The organism is Vibrio halioticoli NBRC 102217 (assembly GCF_000496695.1).
GTDB classification, from domain to species: Bacteria; Pseudomonadota; Gammaproteobacteria; order Enterobacterales; family Vibrionaceae; genus Vibrio; species Vibrio halioticoli.
In genome coordinates this window covers 53,573-69,112 of record NZ_BAUJ01000024.1, presented here as the reverse complement: position 1 = coordinate 69,112, position 15,540 = coordinate 53,573, and the positions used below count along the sequence as shown (strand labels likewise).

Genomic DNA, 15,540 nt, shown 5'->3' with positions numbered 1-15,540 from the left:
TGCGCAAGTTCTGAGCACTTACTTAGTGTGATTGGTATAAAAATTAAAAAAGGATCTCGCGATTATCACCAGATCCTTTAGGGGAAGTATAAATAATAGCGATAAGCTATTTCTTCATTTTACCTTCGATATGCAGTTCCATATCGACATAGCTAGATGCACCCATCACCGGGATATTAAAGTCAGCTAACTCTAAACGGGTTGTGCCCATAAAGCCGGCGCGTTGTCCACCCCACGGGTCTTTACCTTCACCAATAAAGTCAGCCGAAATCGTAATCGGTTTTGTTTGTCCGTGCAGGGTTAAGTCGCCCATAATGTCAAACTTACCATCGCCTTTATCCATCACTTTGGTGCTGGTAAATACCGCTTCTTTGTACTTTCCTGCATCAATAAAGTCATCACTGCGGATGTGTTTATCACGCTCAGCATGGTTTGAATCAAGACTTGTGGTATCCACCGTTACTGTGACTTTTGATGCGTTTACGTCTTTAGGATCGTAACTGAATTCACCTTCAAATCGATTAAAACGACCTTTAATGAAGCTATAACCTAAATGACTTACCTTAAAGTTAATCGAGGCGTGTGCGCCTTTTGTATCAATTACATAGTCAGCGGCATTGGCGTATAACGGCGCTGCCATTATTGCCACCAACCCCAACGTTGTTGTCCATTTCTTCATTTTAAGCCTCCTGTCATTTTTCGTAGCGTATTATCTTTATCGATAAAGTGGTGTTTTAACGCCGCTAATGCATGAATGATCGCCAGTCCAATCAATGCATAAGCCACATAATAGTGAACCTCTCCTGCCAAATCGGCCTGTCCTTCAAACAACTTGCCTAAAGCCGGAACATAAAACCAATCAAAGACAGATATGGCGCGACCATCTTCGGTAGAAATTAAATAGCCAGACACAAATAGCACGAACAATAATAAATACATTAAGTGATGTGCAGATTTAGCGGCTTTCACTTCAAATGTATTCCCTTCAAGTTTAGGTGCGCCTTTGTATCTCTTCCAAATAATGCGAAATAAGGTGACAAGAGCTAAAATAATGCCAATCGATTTGTGAATAAATGGGGCTGTTTGATACCACTGGCTATAATAGTCTAAGTCAACCATCCACCAGCCAAGGGCAAACATGCTCACAACGGCGATTGCCGAACACCAATGAATGACACGAGAGGTCAAATTGTAGCTGTTCAAATAATAGTCCTTCATCAGTAAGCCATGCGTACCCAAAAACAATAAATTAACCAATGGGTAAATAATTTAACAGTAAGACTACAAGATACATCCAGTAAAGGTAAATAAATTTCATTCGAGTTTGGGTTAATTTATCTATTCAAATCAAAAACTTTGAACAGGCACTACTATTTACTCTAAGTTACAATTTAAACTATATTAGACTCATCAATGCTAATCCTTATTTATTGGAGTGATTTTTGCTAAAAGACATCGTTATTCAGGCACTTAAAGCGGTTCAAAACGACTGTCTTTCCCTCTCTAAGCAGCACTATCCTACCGTGCACAACCGAGGTATTAGCAATCACCACTTAACTTCTCTGGTGGAACGACGCTTACAAAAAACAGCGCAAGCTTTTGGGTCTTCGACGGTTATTGAACCCATAGATACCAGCAAAAACTCCCACGCAAACAATACCGTCTATCGACGTATTACCTTGCAATACGGCAGTGTGTGGCTTTTTCCGTATTCTATAAAAACCGCTAATAAAGTCTTTAAATCACACCTATTTGAAACGTTAGCCACATGGCAAAGTGAATTTAGTTACGCCATTCAACCGAATGACTGCGTAGTATTGGTCTGTGATCATTGGCTCAATAGGATAAACACTAGCCAACAGCTTATTGATTGGTGGCACAATCGCTTGCCTGATGATTTAAGTGAATACACGCAAAGGGGTATACATCTTGCGCCATCACAACCACCGAAACTGGATCAATTGCTACAAGAACTGCGATTACAGCCTTGCTATAAAACCCATACTCACCCCCTAAAACGACAGGAGGACGGATCCTTTGTTAAAAGATACGTCCACCTTTATGCTATTTTCGAGTGTAAATAATCCACGCGAATACCGGAATGAGTAAGGTTAATTAGTCACTTCGGCTAATACTTCGTTGAAACGGTTCCATGATTTTAGATCCGCTTCTTCTCGATAACGATCAGAGCCTAGTACAGTAAATGCATGCGGTGCACCGCCATACGAGATCATTTCGTGCTTAATGCCGGTACTTTCAAGCTCATCGGCAAGCATGGCAAAATCAGTCATACTAACGACTTTATCCGCCGTGCCATGGAAGATCACTACAGGTGCTTTGGTCATTTTGTAATCTTGACCTTGCGGTGTTTTTAATCCGCCATGGAAGCTAATAAAGGCTTTCGCTGCATTGCCTGCACGAGCCGATTCGAGAACCGCCGCTCCCCCAAAACAATACCCGGCTACCACAGTGTTATCTTTACTTCCGTTGAGCATTTCTGCTTTAAGCTGGCTTTCTGCCATTAGCTTTTGCAACTTTGCTCGGTCTTTATAAAGCTCACCTGTGTGCTGTTTTTTGTCTTTCACTTCCGTTGGGCGAATGCCTTTACCGAACAGGTCAGCTGCAAAAACGTTATAACCGACTTCATTAAGCATTTTTGCTCGCTTAATTTCGTACTCAGTTAATCCATCCCAATCGTGAACTAAGACCACCAATGGCGCAGAATCAGAGATCTTAGACCAATAACCTTGATATTCTTTTCCATCCACTTCATAAACAACGTCTTCTCCCGCTAACACATTGGTAGAACCCGCTAGCAACGCTGCATACAAAAAATAGCGCATAACACTCTCTCCTTCCTTATGAGTTCAATTGAGTGTAGTACGCCTTTATAGAAACAATAACTATTTCTATTTGATTTTTTTGTTATAAGTATTAACTATTTTGACGAGACACTGATTCCACTAACTTAATTTGTAAGCTATTTATTTTTAAGCATAATTTTGTAACTGCCAACACTGACTATACTTACTGAATATGGTACACATTGGTAACACACCGTCATATTTTGCTCATTCGCCTTAATGTGGATAAATTAATTTGAACCAAAAAACTTCTGACTTGCACTCAAAAAATGAAAACAATGACGACATTACCGAAGCCATCCCTTTGGTGCGTGCAGACATAGTCAACACCATTATTGTGCAATTTGAAAAACAAGGCATCAATATGACCGACGCTCTGTTGCATGCCAATATCAGCCGAGAGATGTTACTCGATTCAAGTAATATGATTGTGAATGGTTCAGTAAGGAGTATCTTTGGCAAAGTTTATCAAGATGAGGGGATCTTCGCTTTTGTTCAGGCGGTGGTTCATACTCAGCGAACCCAATTGATTCCACACTTTGTAAAAACACTGTCTAAAAATCTGACGGTTCGGGAAGTGCTGACCAAATTTAATTTATTGATTCGTGAATCCATCCCTGTTGCATCGCAATACTTAGAAGTCGACGAAAACAGTGCGTGGTTCTGTTCCGCTATGCAGCACAAAGAGATCAATGACTGGCAGGAGATATTCAACGTTCTATACTGCGTTGAGTTGATTCGTTCACTAACCAACAATGACGCATGGCGACCGAAAACGGTCGCACTTACTCAAAGTCGAACGGGACAATTTGCGCAAAATATCCCCATTGATATACAAGTACTCTTCTCGCAAAAACACACCAAGATCAGTGTCGATTTAGAATTATTAGACCAACAAATCAATACCCACTACCCAGAACCAGCAGTAAAAGAAATTGTTTGGCACAGTACCTTTACCGATACCTTATATACCGCCCTTATGCCCTACGTTCATGAACAGACCTTAGACATAGAGCTTGCCGCTAAATTATTAAACATGAGTACCCGAAGTCTGCAACGTAAACTGTTGCAAGAGAAAAACTCATTTAGAGCCATTAAAAACAGCCTAATGTTTAACACTGCCTGCGACTTAATGAATCAAAATCTCAGCTTAACTCAAATTTCAATCCAACTCGGCTACGCCGATATCGCCCACTTCTCCCGCGCCTTCAAACGATTTAGCGGCATCACCCCAAAACGCTATCAAGTACTTTTAAGCGGGGTGCGATAATTGCGGGGTCAGGTCTTGAAATTTGCACAAAGTGCAAATTTCAAGACCTGACCCCACAATTAGACCGCCACTATTACAAGTATGGGAATAAGGCTTTTCTTTGTTCGGTGGTGAGGTTGGTGACGCGTTCGATGTTGTTTTCTGGGATTGCTTCTGGGTCTGGGTAGTGTTTTAGCACCCTTTCCATACTCGCTTCTCTGATCAAGTGGATCACCGGGTATGGCGAACGGTTGGTGAGGTTTTCGTCATCGTCGGGATGCGTTCCGGCAAAGCAATAATCGGGATGGAAGGTGGCAATTTGAAACTCCCCTTCGTAATCTTGCTGTTTGATGAGCGCATCAACCCAATCTAAAAACAGATTGTAATCCATAAAATCATCTAAGAAATTAGGGATAGTGACCAAAGTCGTTTCTAGCTCTTCGACGTCGGTGCTTTGCAAATGCATGAACTCTTGCAAGATAAACTCTAGCAATTGCTCTTCATTGTCCGCTTCTGTAACGGCAATTCTGATCTGTTTATTTCGATTAGGTTTAGCGGCAAACGGACACAAATTTAGCCCAATCACCACTTTTTCTAACCATTCTCGGGTTTGATTTTCTACCTGCTGTAAATTGATAGTCATATTACTTTATATTAAACCCTTGGCGTTGTAGGAATTCTTGCATAAACGGACGCGCTTCTTTGCTCAGCGTTTGCGTAATTTGATCAGACCAAGACGCCGCTTTCTTATTATCTGTGCGAGTTGCGTAGTAGGCTTGAATGTGTGCGTCGTACCTTGTTAGCACTTCTTTATCTAATGCTTGGTAGGTTTCTTGATGAACCACAATGGATTTAGGTAAGCGAGGTTTGATCTCTGGCGTTTGCGCAGGATGGCCTAAGCATAAACCAAATAGAGGGATAACGTGCTTAGGTAGGGCTAAAAGGTCAGTAACTGGTTGCGGGTTGTTTCTTAGTCCGCCGATGTACACTCCCCCTAATCCTAGTGATTCTGCCGCCGTCAGACAGTTTTGAGCAACCATAGCCGCATCAACAGCGCCTATCAGCGTTTGCTCGGTAAACCCTAGCTGAGCTTGTGGATGAATTTCTTGATGACGATGAAAATCTGCGCAGAATACGAAAAACTCGGCGCAACTTTCCACATAAGGTTGCCCACCCGCGTATTGCGCTAGTTTGGCGCGGCTTTCTTTATCTTGCACGTGAACAATAGACACACACTGAATAAAGCTAGAACTTGAGGCCGCTAAACCACAATCTAAAATGGTATCGAGTTGCTCTGGTAAAATACTTTGCTCGGTAAAAGATCGAATTGAACGGTGTGAAAGAAGCGTCTCTATAGTGCTATTCATCAGGCTTTCCATAACAAGTTGTTGATGTTTAGGGTAGCAATAATGCGCCTTTGAGCAAAGAGGCTTTCAGCAAATAGCCTTAGCGATAATAATTTGAACAAGGCGATTAATAACGACTATTCATCCCGCTGCGGTTCGATATATCGTCATTCATGCGCCCTCCTTTCCAAGCGCCCTTGCCAAGTACATTTAACACATCACTGGCGCTATAGTCATCACCGGCAAAGAAGTCACGCGCTATGTCCTTTCGCAGCCGATTGAATATAGGGGCATCACCTAAGTCTTGAGGGTGTGCAAACAAGGCCTGCGCACACTGCTGCTGACGTTGACTCAGCGCTTTACTACTGGCTTGTATTTGTCCGATAGAGTAGTAATCACGTCTGCCATAGCCTTTTAGTAATACAGGCGAAAGCAACTTAATCACTTTTGCAATTCTGCTACGTTGAATATATCCAAACATGCGACTCCTTGAGTTTGTGGCTATCCAATCACCTTAGCTTAAACTAGGAAATCTAGCGCCTCATTAGCATGTTAACACCCTGCGCGACATTTATCGTGCTTGTAGTCGCTAAACGCCATCCTTTATAGATGTGCCATGATTTACACTATGCCTAAACATCTCTTACTCGCTAATAACACGAGAATTTGCCATTAAAATACAGTTAATGAATATTTATAAAAGGAACAAAATAGTAAATTACCCAAGACATAGAAATGCATGTAAACTATTGAAATATAAGTAATGTCGTAAGCGTGTCGTCTAAATGCCGTTATCTTTTGTTTAGGCTACTGATACTTTTAGTGTCGATGCAGCGTTAAGGAATTTGAAATGATAATCAGAAAACTCAGACTTAAAAACGGTTGGTCGCAAGAGCAACTTGCAGAGCTTAGCGATCTCAGTATTCGCACAATACAACGGATTGAAAGAGGTCAAAAGCCAAGCCTTGAGTCATTAAAATCTCTTGCTGCTGTGTTCGAAACAAGTGTATCTCACCTTCAACAGGAGCCAGCAATGACCGACAAAGTAGAAATTACCAACGAAGAGCAAATTGTCATTGATCAGGTAAGAGCCATTAAGAGCTTTTATTCTCATCTAATGACGTACTTAGCAGTGATGGTGGTCTTATTTGCCATAAACCTAATTACAGATTCTGGCTATATTTGGGCGTGGTGGCCCGCGCTAGGTTGGGGTATTGGCATTATCAACCATGGATTAAACGCTTTTGAAGTGTTCGATTTCTTTGGCGTTAAATGGGAAAAGCGTCAAATAGAAAAACGCCTAGGTCGAAAAATGTAAATCAAAAAAATAGGGGCAATCGCCCCTATTCAAATCATCACATCAATTACGCTTTAGCGTTAAATACCACTTGGTACTCACCGATGCCTGCGTAATTTACTGTTGTAGGCTTGTCGAATTCAACTTCAACGATGCCACAGTAAGAACCGGTAATGATAGTCTCGCCAGCTTTAAAAGTAACGCCGCGACGAGTCATGAAGTTAATTAGCCAGTAAACTGGGCTTTGCGCCGATTCGTTTGGATGTGTGCCATCAAAGTTTTGAACATTGTCACCTTGAGTCACAGTCACGTTAACTTTAGCCGCATCAAAGGCTTTTTCACGAGCAATTTCAGGGCCAACAAACAGACCTTGGTTTACCATGCAGTCAGCCAGTTTTTCGTTGAACTCAGCATCGCTGTCTGCAGCAAAACGTGCTTGCATTAGTTCAAGTGCCATGTGGCATGAACCGATAGCGTCATTGATTTGCTCTTCAGTGTAACCTTCTGCGTTTGCAGGAAGATCTTTACCTAGTTTAAAGCCAATTTCTGGTTCAATGCGCGCAGCGCCATTGTCCATAAATAATTCACATGTATCGCCACTGTTCACGCTATCAGCAAAGATAGGAGCAACAATGTATTTGCCTTCGCCAAGTGGGTTTAAACATTTCCAGCCGCCTACAGCGCCGTTTTTCAGTTCAATCATTGCTGCTTGAGTTTGCAGAGCGTCTTCTAGAGTCGTTGGACGAATGTTTTCTGCAAGACGTGGCGCTTTAGTACCCGCTACGCGGCGGCTTAAAAGCTCTTTGGCCGCTTCTGTATATAATGTAGTCATATTGTATTACCTGATGATTGTTTTGTTTGATGATATAGCAATTTTTATATTCTGAATAGGTCGCCCAATCACGAAAAAGGGTGACTTGCATAACAAGTCACCCTTAAATTACCTAGTTAGATCAACCTTTGTCTTGTTAGTAAAAAAGACAATCACTGACGATTAAACGTCGTAAGTTGTTGATGCTGTGTCGCCGCCTGTACCAGTCCAGTTAGTGTGGAAGAATTCACCACGCTCACGGTCAAGACGCTCATAAGTGTGAGCACCAAAGTAGTCACGTTGCGCTTGAAGAAGGTTTGCAGGCAAACGAGCTGTTGTGTAACCATCAAGGAACGAAAGTGCAGACGTTGTACAAGGCATTGGGATGCCCACTTCTAGCGACTTAGCCGCTACTTTACGCCATGCACTTAGACAGTTTTCTAGGATAGCTTTGAAGTAAGGGTCTGAACCTAGGAATGCAATCTCAGGATCGGTCTCAAACGCATCACGAATGTTACCTAGGAATGCAGAACGGATGATACAACCGCCACGCCACATTAGTGCTACGTTACCGTAGTTTAGGTCCCAACCATTTTGGTTTGATGCTTCACGCATTAGCATGAAACCTTGTGCGTAAGAGATGATCTTAGACGCAAGCAGTGCTTGGCGAAGTGCATCAACCCATTCTTGTTGATCGCCTGCAACAGGCTGCACTGTTTTACCAAATAATTTCTCAGCCGCTACACGTTGGTCTTTCATTGAAGATAGGCAACGAGAGAAAACAGACTCAGAGATAAGCGTTAGTGGAATACCTAAATCAAGGGCATTGATACCTGTCCATTTACCGGTACCTTTTTGGCCTGCAGTATCAAGGATCTTGTCAACTAATGGCGCGCCATCTTCGTCGCGGTATTTCAAGATATCTGCTGTGATTTCTACTAGGTAGCTGTCTAGCTCAGTGGTGTTCCAGTCAGCGAATACTTTTTGCATATCGTCAGCAGACATGCCAAGACCGTCTTGCATAAATTGGTACGCTTCACAGATAAGCTGCATGTCACCGTATTCGATGCCATTGTGTACCATTTTAACGAAGTGACCTGCACCATCGTTACCTACCCAATCACAGCAAGGCTCACCTTTGTCAGTTTTCGCTGAGATGCCTTGTAGGATAGGTTTCACTGCTTCCCATGCTTCTGGAGAGCCGCCTGGCATGATTGAAGGACCAAAACGTGCACCCTCTTCACCACCTGATACGCCAGTACCGATGAAATGAATGCCTTTTTCACGTAAGTAAGCTACGCGACGGTTTGTGTCAGGATAGTTAGTGTTACCACCATCGATGATGATGTCACCTTTATCTAGTAGTGGGATAAGTTGTTCGATGAAACTATCAACCACATCACCAGCACGCACCATAAGCATCACTTTACGTGGTGTTTCTAGCTTCTCTACCATTTCTTGTAAAGAGTAAGCGCCAACGATGTTAGTGTCTTTTGCTGGGCCTTCTAAAAATTGGTCAACTTTAGCCGCAGTACGGTTATGTGCTACCACTTTAAAGCCATGATCGTTCATGTTTAAGATAAGGTTTTGACCCATTACTGCGAGTCCAACTACACCAATATCACCTTTCATTTTGTCTCTCCTACTATACTTATCTTAAGCAATCTTACTTGCTGCGTCTGAGTCTAAAAACCATTCTGTTTCACCCACATTGGAGTGAATTTTTGCTGCTGGATAGGGAAGATCCTCAGCTGGCGTATTGTAGATCTCATGTACGATATCTTGTTTGCCTGCGCCTAACACTAAATAGCTAATGCGTTTGGCCGCTTGTAGCACTTTTGCTGACTTCGAAATACGTAGCTGTCCAGATTCTGGATGCGAAGCAACGATAGCCAATTTTTCTTCTTGGTAATTTGTTTGTTCTGGGAACAAAGAAGCCGTATGCCCATCAGCACCCACGCCTAGCAAAATCCAATCAAATACTGGAACGCCATCTTGAGTGTCAACCACATCGCTCATTTCCGTTGCGAAACGAATGGCTTCTTGCTGAGGGTCATTTTCACCTAAAATGCGGTGAATATTTGCCTCTGGCACGCCAACAGGAACAAATAGCAAAGCGTTTGCTTCACCAAAGTTACTTTCTGCATCCGTTGGGGCTACGCAACGTTCGTCACCCCACCAAAAATGCAGGTTGTTCCAATCAATGCTGCTCGCATGCGGCTCAGTCGCCAGCAACTTGAATAGCATTTTAGGGGTGCTGCCACCAGATAAAGAAATATGTACCGCTCGGCCTTTATGGCTAAAGCTTTGTAACTCTTTGGCTAATTGCTCAACCACTTGGGTTGGCGTACTAAAGATTTTGGTATTCATCATAATTCGCAATAATCTGTATCGGTTAAGTTTTTGCAAGGGAAGCGCCAAGCTCTTCCATCACGCTCTAGTAGATCATGAGATTCTTTTGGTCCCCATGTACCACAGGCATAACCAAATAACGCTTGTGGGCGTTCTTTAAAGTCTAAGATAGGCTGAACATATTCCCAACAGGTTTCGACCGCATCAGAACGAGCAAATAACGTTGCATCGCCATTTAACGCATCCAGCAATAAACGTTCGTATGCGGTGAGCATATGCGCTTCGTTTAAAGACTTGTAATGGAAGTTCATTTTTACTTCTTTAGCGTGGAAACCTGCACCTGGCTCTTTCAAACCAAAGCTTATTTGAATACCTTCATCCGGCTGAATACGGATAATCAGTTTGTTTTCAGGCGCATCCTGTCCAAACACTGGGTGTGGCGTATCTTTAAAGTGGATAACCACTTCTGTTACACGAGTCGGCAGACGCTTACCAGTACGAACATAAAATGGAACCCCATTCCAACGGCTGTTGTTAATGTAGGCTTTCAGTCCAATGTAGGTTTCGGTGCGAGAATCTTCTGCCACACCGGGTTCGTCACGATAACCTGGTAAAAACTCACCACGAACTTCCGATTCAGTGTATTGACCTAATACAAGGTTGTTCACTAAATCATGCTCTTCAAGTGGTTTTAAGCTTCTTAGTACTTTTACCACTTCGTCACGAATTGAATCAGCATTGATGCGCGGAGGTGACTCCATGCCTACCATAGCCAATACTTGCAATAGGTGGTTTTGGAACATATCGCGCACTGCGCCAGAGCCGTCGTAATAACCGCCCCGCTCTTCTACGCCAAGGAATTCAGAACCGGTGATTTCCACATAGTTAATGAAGTTACGGTTCCAAAGCGGCTCAAACATGATATTTGAAAAACGGAACACTAACAGGTTTTGTACTGTTTCTTTACCAAGATAATGGTCAATACGGTACAGCTGAGTTTCTTCAAAATGCTCATGGATTTGCGTATCGAGCAGTTGCGCTGATGCTAAATCGTAACCAAAAGGCTTTTCAACGATAAGGCGTTTCCAACCGTCGTCTTCTTTGTTTAGACCGTGAGCGGCAAGGCTTGCTGGAATAACAGAATATAGGCTCGGTGGTGTCGCTAAGTAATACAGCACATTACGCTCTTGTAACTGGTAGTGCGCGGCAAGTTCGTCTTGGCGAGCAACCAATTTGGCATAATCTGCAGTATCAGAGGTATTGATAGCTTGATAGTGAAGATGGCTTATGAATTCTTCTAGTACAGACTCTTCTGTTTTTTCAAATTCTATCAGTGCTTTCTTCAATTTTTCGCGGTAAGACTCATCACTGTATTCAGTACGACTTACGCCTAAAATATAAAATGATTGGGGAAGTTGACCGCTTTGGTACAGTCTATATAAAGCGGGAATTAACTTGCGGTAAGTTAAATCTCCAGAAGCACCAAAAATTACTATGCTGCTTTTATCAGGTATAACCATCATTTGTCCTTCAAGTGCCTTTAAGGGTTGCATACATCCATCGTGTCGCGGGGGAATCCACGTACGAATGGTTCACAATGCACCATGAAAAGAATTCTACACCGAATAAGGCGAATTTAAATAATTTGTCACATTTTCACAGTGAATAATTGCAATCTATAGGCAAAAAAAATCTCCGACTTGTTTTCGGAGATTGCCTGCCCCTATAGTTTAGCTTTATGACGCTTTAATATAAACATTTTTCATTCGCATACTTATTTTTGCAATTTGGCTGCATGAAAATTAAGCATCAATTAGGGCTCTGTAGCAACAAAGCCCTATAAATATTGACATCATTAGCAAAACAGATGGTCACCTTGATTCATATTCAAGCAATTTTGCTAACCGATTTAACTAAGAGTTAAGGACGCAGTTTTAACACTTTATCGATATCTTCTGCGCAATGTCTTTCTGGCAGTTGCTCCCATTTTTCGCCAAAAGCACGATTCACGATGCGACCACGCTGCACCCCTTCTCGCTCAGCAACTTGTTTCGCCCAGCGCAGCACATTAGTGTATGACTCAACTTGCAAAAACTCAGCTGCATCATATAGCTTGCCCAGTACAAGATTGCCATACCAAGGCCAAATTGCGATGTCAGCAATCGTATACTCATCGCCCGTAATAAACACATTATTCGCCAATTGCTTGTCTAACACATCTAATTGACGCTTAGCTTCCATTGCAAATCGATTGATTGGATATTCTTGTTTTTCGTCTGCGTAAGCAAAGAAGTGTCCAAAGCCACCACCTAAGAAAGGCGCTGAACCTTGTGCCCAAAATAGCCAATTAAACGTTTGGGTGCGTGCGGCGCCACTGCTTGGTAAAAAATGGCCAAACTTTTCTGCCAAATGAACCAAAATAGAAGCAGATTCAAATACGTTAACCGCCTGATCACCACTTTTATCCACAAGAGCCGGAATTTTCGAATTTGGGTTAACGCCCACAAACCCTGAAGAAAACTGATCGGATTCACCGATATTAATTAAGTAAGCATCGTATTCTGCTTCTTTAACACCAGCAGACAACAGCTCTTCAAGCATAATAGTGACTTTTTGCCCGTTAGGAGTGCCTAAAGAATAAAGCTGTAACGAATGTTCCCCCTCAGGCAATACTTTTTCAAATCTCGCGCCTGCTTCGGGGCTATTGATATTGGCCCATTTGTTGCCGCCACTACTATCATTAACCCAGACTTTAGGTGGTACGTATTGCTCGCTCATGGTCTCTCCTTTTGCCTATCCGATCATTTAGGAACATCAATCGATATCCCTTACCACTTATAAACTTATCTACACTCTATCACCCTTAGACTTGAGCTTATAGGTTCAAAGTGTCCATAGTATTTGTCGGTATTAGCCTAATATCGACGGGTGTCTTTCAGCGGCTTTATTACTGAATCTAACCCTTCCACCTTAAGTGCTAAGCAAAGTTGCAGTAATCGCCCAAGCTCACCTTCTGGCCATTGCGCTTTGTTTTGAAACCATAATAAATACTCTTCAGGAAGATCAATCAGTACACGACCAGCGTACTTCCCAAACGGCATTTTCATGTGCGCAAGTTTAAGTATATTTTCTTTATCAAACACTTTTTAAAACCAAATCAAACACTTTGTGACATTGTGAAATGCATCTACCATAATAGAAGTGAGTGAAACAAACAAAGGATCGTTTTTGCACATCACCACTTCCATTTACCTGTTTCTGTTTACTTTGCTGATGAGTTTCTCTCTGCCAATACAAGCGCAGGACAGCGAAGAAAAATGCTTAAGCAAACCTGACGATAATAGGCCAATTTCGCGCGTTTATCACTTCCTCAACACCAAGTTTTGTCAACCTGCCGTATGGTTTGATGACTTCTTCGCCGACGATCGCGTCACTGAAGACGCTCGTGCAGGTACTTCCGTGCGTTGGAAAAACGATTTTTCATACTTTGAACAAGACGGCTTTAAATACAAAAGCAAAATTGATGCGAAATTTAACCTGCCAAAAGTAACCAAGCGACTAAAACTCATCATTGAATCAGAGGGGGAAGATTCTCTTTTCGACCTGTTTCCAAAAAATTCTGACGAAGTAGAAAACAACGTCGGCCTGAGATACGACATCTACGCCAAGGGTAACAGTAGTTTTAATATCAAAGCCACATTTAAACCCAAAATCGAAGCACGTTATCGCTTTACCTACCCAATCACCGTCAATACGGTAAGCCGTATTACGCAAAAGCTTTACCAACAAACGGAGTTAACCGGCGAATCGACCCAGTTTGATATCGATCACGCCATAAACACAAACTTTCTACTGCGCTGGACATCTTTCGCCGAATTTGAAAGAGATCATGCCGATGACACTAGCATTTGGAATATGGGAACCGGATTTATTCTGTACCAATATATCTCCCCAACCCAAGCCATTAACTACACCATCAGCACCACAGCAACCGACACTCCACACTCTTTTATAGATAACACCCTAATCAGCCTCACCTATCGCCAAAATATCTTTTTTGATTGGTTCTATTACGAAATCACCCCCGAATACAACTGGTATCGGGAATATCAGCAAAGCTTTGAGAAAGAAGCGAGTATTCGGCTTAGGTTGGAGGTTCGATTTGATAATTTTTAGAGGTGTTTGTTTTATTAGGGATGAATAAGCCAAGTTATTATTCAAGTAGTATTCTGTTTTAGCTATCAAATTATTTTAAGTTTTAAGATCGGAAGTAGACAATCGGATTAGCTTACTCTGTATGGATAAACCTAGCTCGTTTTCCAAAATCAGTTAGCACCGACTGAACAACTACTTTCTTCAAATTAGTCCCATTAAACGCAAGCGCATTGCTTTTCATGGTCGTCTAAATCAAGTTCGATAACCTCACGGGGCAAGGTCTTTGGAAGTGGTTTGCGTTTACCGCGCTTCTTCGTTGTGGTGGTCGTCGTGACCTCAACCTCTTCTTCCTTAGCGGCTTCACATTCCACTTCGTTGAAGAGGTCACCTTGAGATTCATCGTAAGGCTTTAACGCCTCCGAGCGTTTAGCGAACTGGCGGTCGAAGGCAAGCTTGAGTTGTTCAAGTAGCGATTGACGCTCTTGTTTCAATTGGGTTTCTGACGCCATCAGCGTTTTCACCATCGCTTGTAGCTCGGCAACATCTTGACTTTCTGGGTTGATATTTGGCGTCTTTTTCATGGCATTTATTATACTAAAATTATGCCGTTAATGCTTGGTGGATAAGGCTTTATTATCGTTTAAGTCATTGTAAAATTGTTTATTTTAACGGGTTTATGGCCGATAATCGTGAAGCCAGAAAGCAGTCTATCAAGCTCGAATTGAGTGAGGGTAAACACCTCATTTTTCTCTTGTGTAGGCCACTTGTACTTGGCTTTTTCGAGGCGCTTGTACCAAAGAGCAAAGCCTGTTTTATCCCAGTACAATACTTTGATTTTATCGCGCTGTTTGTTGGTGAACAGGAACAGTGCACCACTCCCCAAAGATAAGTCGGTGTCACTTTCAATAATCGCAGCGAGGCCGTTAATGGACTTTCTAAAATCGACACTCTCACGATACAGGTAAACCTCTGGTGCGCTGAGCATACGTTTCATGATAACGCACCGATAAGCTCTGCGAGATAGGCCACTGGCGTGCCTTGCGGAATGCTCAGCTCAACATCATTGACAAGCAGTGTCATGTTAGCCGTTGCAATTTGAGCTTGATACTTCGTCGTCTTTTCGACGACTTCAGCTCTAACGAAGCCTTGATAAACCTCAGTTTTGTTGAGTTGTTTAAGTTTGGCATAAAACGTTGAAGGATTGACTTCCTTGAGCTTACAAAATGCAAGTGTAGACAATGAGTTCGATTCAGATTGCTCGATAAGCATTTGCCATTCTTGGGTGGTGCGTCGTATACCCATTTCAAATCTCCTCATGGTTGGAGACTTGATCTTATTATTCGTTTTAGGAGATTAGAATGCGGGGTTTATGACTCGCTTACCATTAAACAAGTCTATTTTCTCGATGATAAATCAAACAAATCAATAGATTAACAGTACATACCCTATCATAACGAGCAATACGA

At 42.3% G+C, this 15,540-nt stretch carries 18 protein-coding genes and 1 pseudogene; 4 read left to right on the top strand and 15 right to left on the bottom strand.

The genetic code is table 11. The features are described 5' to 3' along the window. Window positions 1–106 precede the first annotated feature (106 nt). Window positions 107–679 (bottom strand): YceI family protein, encoded by a 573-nt coding sequence (locus tag VHA01S_RS08930; RefSeq protein WP_023404039.1) that lies wholly within the window; start codon window positions 677–679, stop codon window positions 107–109. Further along, window positions 676–1,218, bottom strand: coding sequence for a cytochrome b (locus tag VHA01S_RS08925; protein ID WP_039970524.1), 543 nt, complete (start codon window positions 1,216–1,218; stop codon window positions 676–678). The genes VHA01S_RS08930 and VHA01S_RS08925 overlap by 4 nt, the downstream gene beginning before the upstream one ends. Before the next feature lie 224 nt (window positions 1,219–1,442). On the opposite strand from VHA01S_RS08925, the gene VHA01S_RS08920 reads away from it, so the two are divergent. Further along, complete coding sequence (locus VHA01S_RS08920; protein WP_039970521.1) at window positions 1,443–2,084, top strand: hypothetical protein; 642 nt, start codon at window positions 1,443–1,445, stop codon at window positions 2,082–2,084. 27 nt (window positions 2,085–2,111) lie between these two features. Here the strand turns inward: VHA01S_RS08920 and VHA01S_RS08915 are convergent, their stop codons facing one another. Further along, entirely contained in the window at window positions 2,112–2,843 is a 732-nt protein-coding gene (locus VHA01S_RS08915; protein ID WP_023404037.1) for a dienelactone hydrolase family protein, read from the bottom strand. A gap of 256 nt (window positions 2,844–3,099) precedes the next feature. Between VHA01S_RS08915 and VHA01S_RS08910 the strand changes: the two genes are divergently transcribed. Beyond that, on the top strand, window positions 3,100–4,134 hold the full coding sequence (locus tag VHA01S_RS08910) for a helix-turn-helix domain-containing protein (RefSeq protein WP_023404036.1): 1,035 nt from the start codon (window positions 3,100–3,102) through the stop codon (window positions 4,132–4,134). 73 nt (window positions 4,135–4,207) lie between these two features. On the opposite strand, the gene VHA01S_RS08905 is transcribed toward VHA01S_RS08910, so the two are convergent. The 3 genes from VHA01S_RS08905 to VHA01S_RS08895 all read right to left on the bottom strand — a co-directional run bounded on the left by VHA01S_RS08905 (window position 4,208) and on the right by VHA01S_RS08895 (window position 5,940). After that, window positions 4,208–4,756: a DUF1415 domain-containing protein gene (locus VHA01S_RS08905; RefSeq protein ID WP_023404035.1), complete on the bottom strand. Its 549-nt coding sequence runs from the start codon at window positions 4,754–4,756 to the stop codon at window positions 4,208–4,210. A gap of 1 nt (window position 4,757) precedes the next feature. Beyond that, window positions 4,758–5,480, bottom strand: coding sequence for an oxygen-insensitive NADPH nitroreductase (gene nfsA / locus VHA01S_RS08900; RefSeq protein WP_023404034.1), 723 nt, complete (start codon window positions 5,478–5,480; stop codon window positions 4,758–4,760). Between the two features lie 106 nt (window positions 5,481–5,586). After that, window positions 5,587–5,940: a DUF6559 family protein gene (locus VHA01S_RS08895; protein WP_023404033.1), complete on the bottom strand. Its 354-nt coding sequence runs from the start codon at window positions 5,938–5,940 to the stop codon at window positions 5,587–5,589. Window positions 5,941–6,309: 369 nt separating this feature from the next. Between VHA01S_RS08895 and VHA01S_RS08890 the strand changes: the two genes are divergently transcribed. Further along, the gene (locus tag VHA01S_RS08890; RefSeq protein ID WP_023404032.1) at window positions 6,310–6,777 is read left to right on the top strand and encodes a 2TM domain-containing protein; all 468 of its coding nucleotides are present in this window, start codon (window positions 6,310–6,312) and stop codon (window positions 6,775–6,777) included. Between the two features lie 46 nt (window positions 6,778–6,823). On the opposite strand, the gene VHA01S_RS08885 is transcribed toward VHA01S_RS08890, so the two are convergent. The 6 genes from VHA01S_RS08885 to VHA01S_RS08860 all read right to left on the bottom strand — a co-directional run bounded on the left by VHA01S_RS08885 (window position 6,824) and on the right by VHA01S_RS08860 (window position 13,062). Then, window positions 6,824–7,588 (bottom strand): hypothetical protein, encoded by a 765-nt coding sequence (locus VHA01S_RS08885; protein ID WP_023404031.1) that lies wholly within the window; start codon window positions 7,586–7,588, stop codon window positions 6,824–6,826. A gap of 162 nt (window positions 7,589–7,750) precedes the next feature. Further along, the gene (gene gnd, locus VHA01S_RS08880) at window positions 7,751–9,199 is read right to left on the bottom strand and encodes a decarboxylating NADP(+)-dependent phosphogluconate dehydrogenase (protein ID WP_023404030.1); all 1,449 of its coding nucleotides are present in this window, start codon (window positions 9,197–9,199) and stop codon (window positions 7,751–7,753) included. Between the two features lie 24 nt (window positions 9,200–9,223). Next, window positions 9,224–9,940 carry a 6-phosphogluconolactonase gene (gene pgl, locus VHA01S_RS08875; protein WP_039970517.1) on the bottom strand — a complete coding sequence of 239 codons (717 nt, stop codon included), beginning with the start codon at window positions 9,938–9,940 and terminating at the stop codon, window positions 9,224–9,226. After that, window positions 9,937–11,439: a glucose-6-phosphate dehydrogenase gene (gene zwf, locus VHA01S_RS08870; RefSeq protein WP_023404028.1), complete on the bottom strand. Its 1,503-nt coding sequence runs from the start codon at window positions 11,437–11,439 to the stop codon at window positions 9,937–9,939. Before zwf ends, pgl begins: the two co-directional genes overlap by 4 nt. 400 nt (window positions 11,440–11,839) lie before the next feature. Continuing rightward, window positions 11,840–12,697, bottom strand: coding sequence for a glutathione-dependent disulfide-bond oxidoreductase (yghU, locus tag VHA01S_RS08865; protein WP_023404027.1), 858 nt, complete (start codon window positions 12,695–12,697; stop codon window positions 11,840–11,842). Window positions 12,698–12,834: 137 nt separating this feature from the next. Continuing rightward, window positions 12,835–13,062 (bottom strand): DUF3820 family protein, encoded by a 228-nt coding sequence (locus VHA01S_RS08860; RefSeq protein ID WP_023404026.1) that lies wholly within the window; start codon window positions 13,060–13,062, stop codon window positions 12,835–12,837. A gap of 130 nt (window positions 13,063–13,192) precedes the next feature. Here VHA01S_RS08860 and VHA01S_RS08855 point away from each other — a divergent pair, with 130 nt between their 5' ends. Further along, on the top strand, window positions 13,193–14,095 hold the full coding sequence (locus VHA01S_RS08855) for a hypothetical protein (protein WP_039970535.1): 903 nt from the start codon (window positions 13,193–13,195) through the stop codon (window positions 14,093–14,095). Between the two features lie 200 nt (window positions 14,096–14,295). On the opposite strand, the pseudogene VHA01S_RS08850 reads toward VHA01S_RS08855, so the two are convergent. The 3 genes and pseudogenes from VHA01S_RS08850 to tnpA form a co-directional block, all read right to left on the bottom strand. Next, window positions 14,296–14,655: pseudogene (locus tag VHA01S_RS08850) on the bottom strand (IS66 family transposase); the annotation flags it as partial. A gap of 59 nt (window positions 14,656–14,714) precedes the next feature. Further along, on the bottom strand, window positions 14,715–15,068 hold the full coding sequence (gene tnpB / locus VHA01S_RS08845; RefSeq protein WP_023404023.1) for an IS66 family insertion sequence element accessory protein TnpB: 354 nt from the start codon (window positions 15,066–15,068) through the stop codon (window positions 14,715–14,717). After that, a complete protein-coding gene (tnpA, locus tag VHA01S_RS08840) occupies window positions 15,065–15,376 on the bottom strand; it encodes an IS66 family insertion sequence element accessory protein TnpA (protein WP_023404022.1) in 312 nt (103 codons plus the stop codon). Before tnpA ends, tnpB begins: the two co-directional genes overlap by 4 nt. Between the last annotated feature and the right edge of the window lie 164 nt (window positions 15,377–15,540).